Raw genomic sequence first — 13,456 nt, 5'->3', positions numbered from 1 at the left:
CTTCACAAACAACCTAATACAAAATAGAATACGCCTTGCCTTAAAACAAGGCGTTTTTTTATGCTTCTTCAAGAAGAAATGATTACCCTCAACAGGAGAATGATAGAGATGAAAAAATTTGCAGGTCTTGTGACTGCAGGGATCATGACATTCGGCTTAGCCGCAAATGCACATGCAACCAATGACACTGTTTACCTTTATACTTGGACAGAATACGTTCCAGATGGTTTATTAGATGACTTCACAAAAGAAACGGGCATCAAAGTTATCGTTTCAAGCTTAGAATCAAACGAAACCATGTACGCCAAATTAAAGACACAAGGCGAAACCAGTGGTTATGATGTGATTGCACCATCAAACTATTTTGTGTCTAAAATGGCGCGTGAAGGTATGTTAAAAGAGCTAGACCACAGCAAATTACCTGTTATCAAAGACTTAAACCCTGATTGGTTGGATAAGCCTTATGATAAAGGCAACAAATACTCCTTGCCTCAGCTATTAGGTGCACCGGGTATTGCATTTAATACCGATAGCTATAAAGGTGAAAACTTTACTGCTTGGGGTGATTTATGGAAACCTGAATTTAAAGGGAAAGTCCAATTATTAGATGACGCACGCGAAGTGTTTAATATTGCACTGTTAAAATTGGGTCAAGATCCAAATACTACGGATCCCGCAATCATTAAACAAGCTTATGAAGAGCTGTTAAAATTACGTCCAAACGTATTGTCATTTAACTCAGATAACCCAGCGAACTCATTCATTTCAGGTGAGGTGGAAGTGGGTCAATTATGGAATGGCTCAGTCCGTATTGCGAAAAAAGAACAAGCGCCGTTAAACATGGTTTTCCCGAAAGAAGGTCCTGTACTTTGGGTGGATACCTTAGCTATTCCAGCTAACTCGAAAAACCCTGATGGTGCACACAAATTAATTAACTATTTACTAAGTGCAAAAGTTGCTGCACAGTTAGCAGAAGAAATTGGTTACCCAACATCAAACTTAAAAGCACTTGAATTATTGCCAAGCGAAGTGACGCAAGATCCAGCAGTTTATCCAACGGCTGAAATTCTACAAAATAGCCACTGGCAAGATGATGTAGGTGATGCGGTTGAATTATACGAAAACTATTATCAACAATTAAAAGCGGCTAAATAATCGCGTTTTTATCATCCATAAACAGCAAGTGCGGTCAAAAAAATACAAATTTTGACCGCACTTTTTTTACTCTTTTATCTTATGCAATTCACTTCTCATGACATGCATTTTTAAGCAAAAATTTTATATAACAATTCATTTACAAGTGCGATTTTCTGTCCTAAAATCCGTCTTTGTCCGTACCCATTCGGCATCTTCAGGTCAGTAAACGCCCTCGTTTTACTGGCATATTTTCACCCATTTTCTGGGAGCAATGTGAATGAAAAAATTAACTGGCATTTTAACTGCTAGCGTGATGATGCTGGGCGTAAGCAACTATGCAAGCGCAGCTAACAATGAAGTTTACCTTTATACTTGGACTGAATATGTTCCTGAAGGTTTATTAGATGAATTTACCAAACAAACGGGAATTAAGGTCATTGTTTCAAGCCTTGAGTCAAACGAAACCATGTATGCCAAATTAAAAACTTTGGGGAAAGACGGTGGCTATGATGTGATTGCACCAACTAGCTATTTTGTGTCCAAAATGGCACGTGAAGGCATGCTAAAAGAGCTTGATCACAGTAAATTACCGGTCATTAAAGAGCTTGATCCAAATATGCTTGATCGCCCTTACGATAAAGGCAATAAATATTCATTACCACAACTCTTTGGTGCGACTGGCATTGCTTATAATACCACCAACCAAGATCCAAGCCATTTCCAATCTTGGGGGGATTTATGGAATGCCGAATTCAAAGGGAAAGTACAAATGCTCGATGACCCTCGTGAACTGTTTAATATTGCTTTATTAAAAATGGGGAAAGATCCTAATACTCAAGATCCAGCAGTATTAAAAGAAGCCTATGAGGAATTATTAAAATTACGTCCAAATATTCTTTCTTTTAACTCGGATAACCCTGCTAGTACTTTTATTTCAGGTGAAACCGATATTGGCTTGCTGTGGAATGGTTCCATTCGTATCGCCAAAAATGAAGGGGCAACGGTAGAGATGATTTATCCAAAAGAAGGCACTATGTTATGGATAGATAATCTTGCTATCCCTTCCAATGCGAAAAATACCGAAAATGCTTATAAGCTCATTAACTATTTATTGAGTGCAGATGTATCCGAAAAACTGACTTTAAATATCGGCTATCCAACCTCAAACCTTGAAGCGTTAAAACGCTTACCAAAAGAATTAACCGATGATCATGCAACGTTCTTAACACAAGAGGTTATTGATAGAAGCCAATGGCAAGTGGACGTAGATAATGCTATCGATTTGTATGAAGGGTATTATCAAAAGCTCAAAGCAGCAAAATAATTCACTATCGATTTGATTTGTATCATAAAAAGATCTTCTGAATGAAGATCTTTTTTTTCTGTTGCATTAAGATGAGGTCATGCATGATGAGAAGGAGAAACATAATGATCCCAATTTCAGAGAAAATCCGAAAAACGCTCTCACTAATTGAGTCCCAACAATTAGCACAAGATGTATGGCATATTTTGCAAGAACAACATTTTAAAGGCATGTTACCTTATTTTACGGTTGAACATCTTTGTACTAAACATCAGCTTACACCACAACAACTCGCACTTAAGCTCTTACCAATTGCAGCAGCTTACTCTCTCGCTCCAATTTCCCAATTTCATGTTGGGGCTATTGCGATTGGACAACGTGGTGCATATTATTTCGGTGCGAATTTAGAGTTTGCCTCGACCCATATTCAACAAACCGTCCATGCTGAACAAAGTGCGATTTCTCATACTTGGATGAATCACGAAAGTGCAATTACCGATGTGGTCGTCAACTATACGCCATGTGGTCATTGTCGCCAATTTATGAATGAATTAAAAACCGCCCCGCAGTTAAAAATTCATTTACCACACAGTCAAAATAACTTATTACATAGCTATTTACCTGATGCATTTGGTCCGGCTGATTTGGATATTCAGCACTTTTTATTAGATGCACAAAATAACCAGCTTACATATGAAACGCAAGATCCTGTCATGTTGACCGCACTTGAATGTGCCAATGCCGCACATGCACCTTATTCGAAGTCATATCACGGCATCGCTATTGAAACAAAAGATAAACAAATTTATCGGGGCAGTTATGCGGAAAATGCCGCATTTAACCCAAGTTTACCAGCATTACAGGTCGCACTAAATCACCTTTTACTCAGTGGTGATACCTTACAAAATATCCAACGTATTGTCATGATCGAAAAAGCAAATCACTTATGCTATCGCCATATGGCTGAAGACTTAGTTGCCAACCTCGTTGATATCCCACTTGATTATATTGCGCTGTAAACCACACAAAAATAGAATGAAAAAAGCGGTCACCTCTTTACAACAAGGAACCGCTTTTTTAAACGCGAAATGATTAACCAATCTGTGTTAACCCGCCCATATATGGACGTAATACGTTTGGAACGGTAATGGTACCATCTGCATTTTGGTAATTTTCTAAAATCGCGACCAAAGTGCGTCCAACCGCTAAGCCAGAGCCGTTTAAAGTATGCACTAAACGTGTTTTCTTATCTGTTTTAGAACGGCAACGCGCTTGCATGCGACGAGCTTGGAAATCCCACATATTTGAACATGAAGAGATCTCACGATAGGTATTTTGAGCCGGTAACCATACTTCTAAGTCATACGTCTTGCATGAGCCGAATCCCATATCACCTGTACATAATAAGACTTTACGATAAGGTAACTCTAATAACTGTAAGACTTTTTCTGCTTGTCCTGTCAATTCTTCTAACACTTGCATTGAAGTTTCAGGTGCAACAATTTGAACCAACTCCACTTTATCAAATTGATGCATACGAATTAAACCGCGGGTATCACGCCCATAGGATCCTGCTTCAGAACGAAAACAAGGAGTATGCGCTGTCATTTTCAAAGGCAAATCCGCTTCATCGAGAATTTCATCACGAACTAAGTTCGTGACGGGTACTTCTGCTGTTGGAATTAATGCATAAGGTTGTTCGCCTTCTAACGCATTGGTGTGAAATAAATCCTCACCAAATTTTGGTAATTGCCCGGTACCATATAAAGTAGCGTGATTAACTAAATAAGGGACATAGGTTTCGGTATAACCATGTTGCTCAGTATGGAGGTCTAACATAAATTGAGACAGCGCACGATGTAATTTGGCGATCTGTCCTTTCATCACCACAAAACGAGAGCCACTTAATTTTACTCCTGCCGCAAAATCTAGCCCTTTCAAACCTTCACCTAATGACACATGATCTTTCACATCAAAATCAAAGGTTTTTGGTGTTCCCCAACGGAACACTTCGAGATTTTCGCTCTCATCTTTGCCAAGCGGAACTTCATCAGCAGGTAAATTTGGAATGGCGAGAACGATCTGGTTAATTTCAGCTAACACTTCATCCAAATGTGCTTTTGTGGTACTTAATTCAATGCCCATATGTTCCACTTCGTTTAATAATGCTGAAATATCTTCACCACGTGCTTTCGCTTGGCCGATATTTTTTGAACGCGCATTACGTTCTGCTTGAAGTGATTCTGTTTTGACTTGCAAGCTTTTACGTTGTTCTTCTAATTCACTTAATAAGGCAACATCTAGCACAAAATTACGTTTTACTTTTAATTTTTCAGCCACTTCCTCAAGATTATTACGCAATAGATTTGGATCGATCATTTTTTACCTACTTTTCTTAAAATTTAAACGGAATTAACCGCACTTTTGCATAAAAATAATTCATCTATTTTAGATCGAATTAACCTAATAAACCAGTTCAAAATCAGGGATTCTCAGATTAATCTCCATCAAAAAGTAAGATTTTCCTGCCTATCCTGCGAATATCAGCACCCTCACCAGTCAGCTAACAAAAAGCACCTGAAAACAGGTGCTTTAGTTAATGTTTCGAGCAGTATTAAACTCGCCATACGGCAGTTTTCAATAACGTTTTTTCTTGCTTTGTTGATCCTGTTGTCTAAGCCAATCGAGCTTTTCTTTGATTTTAATTTCCATCCCACGATGAGTTGGAAAATAATATTGTGTGTCTTTCAACGCTTCTGGGAAATAATTTTCGCCCGCAGCATAAGCATGTTCTTCATCATGCGCATAACGGTATGCTTCACCATAGCCCAATGTTTTCATTAAATGGGTAGGCGCATTGCGTAAATGTGCTGGTACTTCATAATCTGGCGTTTCTTTAACGTGTTGTTTCGCTTGATTAAATGCACGATAAACTGCGTTGCTTTTCGGTGCAACCGCCAGATAAATAATCGCTTGTGCAATCGCACGCTCCCCTTCCGCCGCACCGACTCGAGTAAAGCAATCCCAAGCAGCAAGTGCCACTTGCATCGCGCGCGGATCCGCATTACCCACATCTTCAGAAGCAATCGCGAGTAAACGTCGTGCCACATAAAGCGGATCACCCCCCGCTGCCAAAATCCGAGCATACCAATATAATGCGGCATCCGGTGCAGATCCTCGTACTGATTTATGTAGCGCAGAAATTGCATCATAAAACCGATCACCTTGTTTATCAAAACGCGCTTGACGTTCACCTAACACGTTTTTTAATAAGCTGAGTGTCAAAGCTTTCCCTGCTTCTGCTTCCGTTTCCTCTGCCATATCCGCCATCAGCTCAAGACTATTTAAGGCTAAGCGTGCATCACCGTTCACATATTCAGCTAAAAATTCTAATACATTCTCTTCTAAAACAAACCGCACTTTGCCTAGCCCGCGTTCTTCATCTAACAGTGCTTGCTTTAACACCTCGGTGATTTCTTGTGTGTTCAACGATTTTAGAATATATACTTTGGCTCGCGAAAGTAAGGCATTATTTAATTCGAAGGAAGGATTTTCAGTTGTCGCCCCAATAAAGATAATGGTGCCATCTTCAATATGAGGTAGAAAGGCATCTTGTTGACTTTTATTGAAACGATGAACTTCATCAACAAACAGGATCGTACGTCGATCAGCTAAGCGATTTTCTTTTGCTCGTTCAATCGCCTCACGAATTTCTTTAATACCACTGGTGACGGCAGAAATACGTTCAACGTCAGCATGAATCTGCCGTGCAATAATCTCTGCTAAAGTCGTTTTGCCCGTACCTGGCGGTCCCCATAAGATCATGGAATGCACATGACCCGCATCAAGTGCTTTACGTAAAGGTTTTCCCTCACCGATTAAATGCGACTGCCCACAATATTGAGCGAATGTCGTCGGACGCATTCTGGCGGCTAAAGGTTGAAAAGCCTGTTGGGCAAAGTCAAAACTTAAATTCGACATCACTGTTCTAACTATTTTTGGCGTTGGTCATCGAGTTCTACCCCTTTAGGCACACTAAACTTGAATACACTGTCAGCTAAAGGTTGGTTGGTAATATTACGTAAAATATACAAATTCGTTTGACCATCTTTTTCAATAGTACTGAAGTTACGCAATACCCCTTCACTATCAATACGAATATCAAACTGCTTAATATTACTCTGCTTTGCTTTTGGCTTGAGGGTAAATGTATCTGCCTTTTGTTCCACATTGTATTGTGCCCAGTGGCTGCTATCGTCACTCGTCAACAAAACAAAAGGTGTGTTATTCACGGCATCTTTGACCCAATTTGCTGTCACTTGCTCAACAAAGGGATCATAAAACCACAAGGTTTTCCCATCTGAAATAATCTGGTTTTCTTGCGGTGTTTTATTATCCATTCGGAATAAATTTGGACGCTTGATTTTTAATGTCCCACTGCCTTGTTGAACATTTTTTCCGTCTGACGAACTGACTGTTTGAGCATAATCAGCACTCAACACATTCACCTTGCTCAAACGTTGCTGTAATTCGCTTGCTGCATCAGCCCAAGCTGCACTGCTCAAAAAGAGGGTCAAAAGTGCGGTGGTTTTTAATAACATGTTATTCATCTCTACTTTCCTAAAAGTCCGAAGAACGTCTAGCAAGCACTTCACGTTTGCCATTTTGCATCGCAGAAACAATGCCCTGTTCTTCGAGTTGATCCATAATTCGGGCCGCCCGGTTAAAGCCTACTCTAAATTTGCGTTGAATATATGAAGTCGACGTCGTTCCTGTACTGGTTACAAACTCCACCACTTCATCAAATAAATCGTCTAGCTCACCGGCATCAGAATTGGCGCCATTACTCTCTTTAGCCTCATCCTCCCCGCTGTCTAAAATACCTTCAATATAATTCGGTTTACCACGTGCTTTCCAGTCATCCACTACGCGTGCCACTTCATCATCACTCATAAAAGCACCATGCACCCGTACTAAATCAGAAGAGCCCGCACCAGAATATAACATATCCCCTCGTCCTAATAAGGCTTCAGCCCCCACTTGATCGAGAATGGTGCGTGAATCAATTTTACTGGCGACAGTAAAAGCAATGCGGCTTGGGATATTGGCTTTAATCAAACCGGTAATCACATCAACCGATGGACGTTGTGTTGCCAAAATCAAGTGAATACCTATCGCTCGGGCTTTTTGTGCTAAACGGGCGATCAACTCCTCGACTTGTTTGCCCGCCACCATCATTAAATCTGCAAACTCATCCACAATGACAACAATATAACTGAGTTTTTCCAACGCCGGTGGTAACGTATCCATGGTATCGCCAGGTCGCCAAATTGGATTCGGAATCGGCATATTCATCGCCTCATATTCCTCAATTTTTTCATTGTAGCCTTCAATATTACGAACTCTTAATGCCGACAGTAATTGGTAACGACGCTCCATTTCATCAACACACCAACGCAATGCATTCGCGGCTTTTTTCATGTCTGTCACCACTTCCGTCAGCAAGTGAGGAATACCATTATAAATCGAGAGTTCTACTACTTTAGGATCAATCATAATAAATTTTACTTCTTCGGGTTTCACCCGGAAAAGTAAACTTAAAATCATGGTATTTACCCCAACAGATTTCCCTGAACCGGTGGAGCCTGCAACCAATAAATGTGGCATTTTGGCTAAATCCACCACTACTGGTTTACCGCTGATATCCTTACCTAATGCCATAGAAAGCAAAGAGTTAGACTGACGGAACACATCACTGTCTAGCACTTCACGTAATGTCACCATTTGTCGATTAACATTAGGGGTTTCAATACCGATATAAGGTTTTCCTGGAATCACCTCCGCCACACGAATCGAACGGAACATTAAGGCGCGTGCTAAATCCGTATCAATACTGCTCACTTTCGATGCTTTGACACCCGGTTGTAATTCAAGTTCATAACGTGTCACCACAGGTCCTACTAACACATCTTTCACTGTTGCCTTCACCCCAAAGTTACGTAATTGATGTTCAATTCGTTGTGAGGTTTCAATAATTTCTTCTTGTGTAATGCGATGCGCTTGACTCGGGCGATGTTCTAACAAATCCAAACTGGGCATGGGGGTAGTCGGTTTTACCTGCGTCGTCACCTTTTGTTGTAACGCTGGATGAATTAGTGACTCACCATAAGGTTTATAATGCGGTGTCGTGCTGTCACTGACATCCGCCGTGCTATTTTGCCTAATTTCAGGTTCCGCCAAGATTGTTTGCAATGCTTCTTCCGCATTGAGGGCTTTTGCACGCAAAGCCATTTCCTCACGGCGCTGTTGCTCTTGCGCGGCAAATTGACGAGCAAGATCACTTTCGTCTTCCCGTGCTATCTCGCTATTGTCCGATAAACTTGTATCTAACGGAGATAGCGAAACTTTAGGCATCGCAAACTCAGTCGCAACGAGTGGCTCTCCTGTGGTGTGAGGAATTTGTGTAGTGAACGGCTTGCTATCCTCATGTTCTGCCTCAGAGGAAGATAGCGCAGTGTCTTCAACAAAAGCCACACTGACACTTGGCAAAGCGAGTTCTGGTTCGACAGCATAACCGCCGAGTTCTACCTGATTAACATCGTCTAGAGGTACTGTTGGGATCGTGCTTTCTTTCGCTTGAGAAGCAGATTCGAGCCCCTGAATTTGAATCAAGTTTTCAATATTGATTAATGACTTCTCTTCATCCATTGTGGCTGATGGCGCCTCGCTAACAAAAACACGTTCACTTTCATTTATACTTTGTATTGATGGTTCTTCTTGCAATGCCAGCTCTTGTTGTACTGGTGTGGCGGAAATCGTTTCTTCCTCTTGCGTTTGTGTAGGATTTTTCATGGTCAACCAATCATAAAAATAAATACACGAACGAATAAGAGAAGTACCTGAACAAAGGACAAAACCAAGTAGTGCTAACAAAGTGCCAGAAAGCATTAACCCCACAAAATCTAACATAGGGAAAAAGGCTGTCACTAAACTTCCTCCCAACACACCACCAGATAAATAGTAAGGCGTATTAGAAAACAGTAAGGTAAATAAAACACACACGCCACATAAAAAAATACTGAAGCCCAAAAGCCAAAGACTTAAGCGAAAAAAGCTGAATGGCACTTTGCCTTTACGACGCCAGAAGTAAAAAGAAATACCAAAAATAAGAAAGGGAATAATATGCCCAACGTGCCCAAATAACACAAAAAATAAATCAATAAACCAAGCACCGAATCTCCCCGCTTTATTAATCGTAGTAGGAATATAGCTTGAAGACGCCCACGAATTATCTAATGGCGAATAACTTGACCAAGCAACGATCAAATACACGCCAAACAGCATGCCCACAAGAAAGAAAAATGCCAATAGATACTGCTTAGGGGTAAATTTTTCAGAAATTCGTTTAATCATTGTATTACTTCAGTTGGAGAAAATTGGTTTGTTTGACTTCTTCCATCACGACATAAGTACGTGTGTCATTTACACCGGGTAAACGTAGTAAGGTTGTGCCGAGCAATTTACGATATGCCGCCATATCCGCAACGCGCGTTTTTAATAAATAGTCAAAATCACCGGAGACAAGATGACATTCTTGAATTTCATCTAATTGTTGTACTGCGGCATTAAATTCTTCAAACACATCCGGTTTACCGCGAATTAATGTAATTTCCACAATCACCAATAAAGGGGAATCTAATAATTCAGGATTCAATAAAGCACGATATCCCATAATCACACCTTGTTTTTCAAGGCGCTTTACTCGTTCTAAACAAGGTGTGGGAGAAAGCCCGACTTTTTTTGATAAATCGATATTAGAAATTTTTCCATTGCGTTGTAACTCATTGAGAATTTTGATATCAATACTATCTAGGGCTTTCATTAGTTTCTTTTCCATAACTCCTCTGCGGTTAAAAAGGCAATATGTTAGTGAGATTAACTAATTTTACACCATTTTTCAAAATTTAATTTTTTTTCTTTGTCTTAAATCATACTTACTCTCTTTTTTTCTCGTTTTTCATTTTCTCAAGACTTACACTAGAAAAAAAGCATGTTACTGAGGAAAACGTTGAAAAATCCCTTTATCGCCAATTGGACATCAAAAGGTAATACCCTGTGTTTAGGACATTGGGAAATCCAGTATTTAAACACTACTCTAATCTTGCCGCCTGAACGTCGAGAAAAAGATATGGGAACACAGGGGATCTATTATTTTATTGATCCTGAAGACAGATTATATTTAGAAGGGCTAGATGAAGATGACTGGATTCTTGCGAATATAGACTGGTTAAGCGACGTTTTTATTCAAGCGAATATTCCTTTAGAAGAACCTTACTTACGTCAATTTTACCAAGCCGTCAATCAAGAAGATTGGCGATGTGGTAGCTGCGGTGGCTGTTTATAAATATAACAGCCACCACATCACTTAGAAATTCTCTAAAATTGCCAAGGCATCCGACAATTTCTTAACGGTGAAAACATCCATATTCGGCACCGCACTTTTCGGTCTATTTGCGAAAGGTACAATTGCGCGCTTAAAGCCATGTTTCGCTGCCTCACCAATACGCTCTTGCCCACTTGGCACTGGGCGAATTTCTCCCGCTAACCCCACTTCACCAAAAACCACTAAATCTTGTGGCAATGGGCGGTTACGGAAACTGGAAATTAATGCCAATAACAATGCTAAATCTGCACTGGTTTCCGTGACCTTAACACCGCCCACTACGTTAACGAACACATCTTGATCCGACATTTGTAAGCCACCATGACGATGTAATACTGCTAATAACAAGGCTAAACGGTTTTGTTCTAACCCTACAGCAACACGACGCGGATTTGCTAACATGGAATGGTCAACTAACGCCTGAATTTCAACTAATAAAGGGCGTGTTCCTTCCCAAATCACCATCACTGAACTCCCCGGCGTTTGCTCTTCGCCCCGGCTCAAAAAAATGGCTGATGGATTTTTCACTTCACGCAACCCTTGTTCTGTCATGCCAAACACACCGAGTTCATTCACGGCACCAAAACGATTTTTATGGCTACGTAGAGTACGATAACGAGAATCCGCCTCTCCTTCGAGCAAAATTGAACAGTCGATACAATGCTCAAGGACTTTAGGACCCGCTAAAGTTCCGTCTTTCGTCACATGTCCCACCATAATAATCGCTACTTGGCGGGTTTTCGCATAACGCGTTAAAAAAGAGGCACATTCACGTACTTGTGCCACACTCCCTGGCGAAGACTGAATATCCGCTAAATGCATTACTTGAATGGAGTCAATCACGATGATTTGCGGTTTTAATTGATCCGCTAGCTGACAAATTTGTTCAACTGACGTTTCAGACAGCATGTTTAATTTATCTGTAGGTAAGCCTAATCGTTTTGCACGCATAGCCACCTGTTGCAAAGATTCCTCCCCTGTCACATAAAGTGCGGTCATATTTTGAGCTAAACCACACATCACTTGTAACAATAAGGTACTTTTGCCTGCGCCCGGATGACCACCAATTAAAATTGCACTGCCCGGTACTACACCGCCCCCTAAAACGCGATCCAACTCGTGAAAACCACTGGAAAAACGCGGTGTTTCCTGTAATGAAATCTCAGCAAGGGTTTGGATCTTCGCGCGCGTTTCACCAGCATAGCCACTAAAACGATCGCCTTTTGCGCTATTGCTAGATGACACTAAACGCACTTCACTAATCGTATTCCAAGCTTTACATGCCGCACATTGTCCCTGCCAACGAGAAAACTCTGCGCCACAATCATTACACACATATGCTGTTTTAGGTGCCTTAGCCATAAATTAATTACTCAACGTTAAAAAAGTTAAATGGATCATACGTTTCACATAATGACCTGTTTGCAACAAGCCCAGTAATTTGTCTAACACAAGGCGATTATCCTGACTTTCACTGTGCAAACGAATCAATTCACGTACTTGTTGTAATAAACTGTGATGACTGTCTAACAAGTCCAGTAAATATGTTTGGTCACACGCATTCTCCTCGCCGACCTGTTGATTTAACGCGCTGTCTAACAACGTTGCCTGTTCAACATAATAGTGATAGAGATTAAAGAACGCGCCAATCCACTCTACTGTACGCAAGAAATCTGCAACAAAATAGTCTGCTCCAATTGCAAAGGTTTCCTCAATTAAGTCTTGTTCTAAGCGAAATAATGCTCTCAATTTAGCCAAGGCACTTGTCGTGTTTTGTGTAAATTGTAGAAACTCGCGCCACTTCTCTAACCAGTTCGTTACTGTCATGGAAGTCGGATTTGCTAAAAGATAACCTCTTTTGGCTTTTGACGCTGAACTTAAACGGATCTCGTTTTCTAATGTAAGCGTTTGGACAAAACGAAGTAAATCAATAGGAAGACCTGACTTTAATTCAAATTCAACTTCACAAATCGGTGTCTGTTTTTCTCCCGCGACAATTTTACCTTGATCAAACGCCACTTCAATATGAGTTCCGTTACCACATTCGATTAACCAACTCTCACGTTCAAAGTCTGTACTAAATACAGGCTTTAATTCCCATTGTGCATAATTCGGCAATGTTAAAGCATATTTTTCAACTAATAACGATATGTTTGGCTGCGCATCAGGCAAAGTAACATTATATTCAGGGCGGATATGCAAACCGCCGTGAACCTCACCATCCGTTTTTAATGTGAGCGTGTATTGTTGATTTTCTTGCCGTACACGTAGCCCCATTTTGTGTTTTGCTAAGACGCGATCCGCGGTATCGTAATAAGTATTTGCCAAAAAGATTGTGTTATGCGCAAGAATACGAAAATTCGTTAATTCTTGATGTAATAAATCAGCAAACTTGGGCGTCACAGCTAATTTTAACTCGACTTCATTCCCCATAATAAAATTCCTTTTATTTCAATAAATTATATAAAACGGAAAAAACAGTAATGTGATTTTACGCGGGCATTATCCAATAAATACTGAACTTTTTCGATTAAAATCGTGAATTTTTAGCTAACATCATGTAATATTCGCCT

11 protein-coding genes are annotated in these 13,456 nt (G+C 40.4%); 4 read left to right on the top strand and 7 right to left on the bottom strand.

Annotation, left to right across the window (positions count from 1 at the left end):
- Positions 1–108 precede the first annotated feature (108 nt).
- The 3 genes from KPF51_RS02375 to cdd all read left to right on the top strand — a co-directional run bounded on the left by KPF51_RS02375 (position 109) and on the right by cdd (position 3,459).
- A complete protein-coding gene (locus KPF51_RS02375; protein WP_005724655.1) occupies positions 109–1,155 on the top strand; it encodes an extracellular solute-binding protein in 1,047 nt (348 codons plus the stop codon).
- Between the two features lie 259 nt (positions 1,156–1,414).
- On the top strand, positions 1,415–2,461 hold the full coding sequence (locus KPF51_RS02370) for an extracellular solute-binding protein (protein ID WP_005724653.1): 1,047 nt from the start codon (positions 1,415–1,417) through the stop codon (positions 2,459–2,461).
- A 104-nt stretch (positions 2,462–2,565) separates the two neighbouring features.
- Positions 2,566–3,459, top strand: a complete 894-nt coding sequence (gene cdd, locus KPF51_RS02365; RefSeq protein WP_061406184.1) for a cytidine deaminase — start codon at positions 2,566–2,568, stop codon at positions 3,457–3,459.
- 73 nt (positions 3,460–3,532) lie between these two features.
- On the opposite strand, the gene serS is transcribed toward cdd, so the two are convergent.
- The 5 genes from serS to lrp all read right to left on the bottom strand — a co-directional run bounded on the left by serS (position 3,533) and on the right by lrp (position 10,337).
- Positions 3,533–4,819: a serine--tRNA ligase gene (serS, locus tag KPF51_RS02360; RefSeq protein WP_061406185.1), complete on the bottom strand. Its 1,287-nt coding sequence runs from the start codon at positions 4,817–4,819 to the stop codon at positions 3,533–3,535.
- A gap of 258 nt (positions 4,820–5,077) precedes the next feature.
- Positions 5,078–6,421, bottom strand: a complete 1,344-nt coding sequence (locus tag KPF51_RS02355; protein WP_216711812.1) for a replication-associated recombination protein A — start codon at positions 6,419–6,421, stop codon at positions 5,078–5,080.
- Positions 6,422–6,432: 11 nt separating this feature from the next.
- Entirely contained in the window at positions 6,433–7,050 is a 618-nt protein-coding gene (gene lolA, locus KPF51_RS02350; protein WP_061406187.1) for an outer membrane lipoprotein chaperone LolA, read from the bottom strand.
- A gap of 10 nt (positions 7,051–7,060) precedes the next feature.
- Positions 7,061–9,853, bottom strand: coding sequence for a DNA translocase FtsK (locus tag KPF51_RS02345; RefSeq protein ID WP_061406188.1), 2,793 nt, complete (start codon positions 9,851–9,853; stop codon positions 7,061–7,063).
- Between the two features lie 4 nt (positions 9,854–9,857).
- Positions 9,858–10,337, bottom strand: a complete 480-nt coding sequence (lrp, locus tag KPF51_RS02340; RefSeq protein WP_005721107.1) for a leucine-responsive transcriptional regulator Lrp — start codon at positions 10,335–10,337, stop codon at positions 9,858–9,860.
- A gap of 153 nt (positions 10,338–10,490) precedes the next feature.
- On the opposite strand from lrp, the gene KPF51_RS02335 reads away from it, so the two are divergent.
- Entirely contained in the window at positions 10,491–10,844 is a 354-nt protein-coding gene (locus KPF51_RS02335) for a hypothetical protein (RefSeq protein WP_010906545.1), read from the top strand.
- A 21-nt stretch (positions 10,845–10,865) separates the two neighbouring features.
- Here KPF51_RS02335 and radA read toward each other — a convergent pair whose 3' ends face one another.
- Positions 10,866–12,245: a DNA repair protein RadA gene (radA, locus tag KPF51_RS02330; RefSeq protein ID WP_005724307.1), complete on the bottom strand. Its 1,380-nt coding sequence runs from the start codon at positions 12,243–12,245 to the stop codon at positions 10,866–10,868.
- Between the two features lie 3 nt (positions 12,246–12,248).
- Positions 12,249–13,316: an inorganic triphosphatase gene (locus tag KPF51_RS02325; protein ID WP_130561971.1), complete on the bottom strand. Its 1,068-nt coding sequence runs from the start codon at positions 13,314–13,316 to the stop codon at positions 12,249–12,251.
- Positions 13,317–13,456: the final 140 nt, after the last annotated feature.

Origin of the sequence: Pasteurella sp. XG20 (assembly GCF_018968665.1) — a bacterium.
Lineage (GTDB): Bacteria > Pseudomonadota > Gammaproteobacteria > Enterobacterales > Pasteurellaceae > Pasteurella > Pasteurella multocida.
Note: the sequence above shows the minus strand (reverse complement) of the source record. Positions and strands in the feature narration are given on the sequence as shown.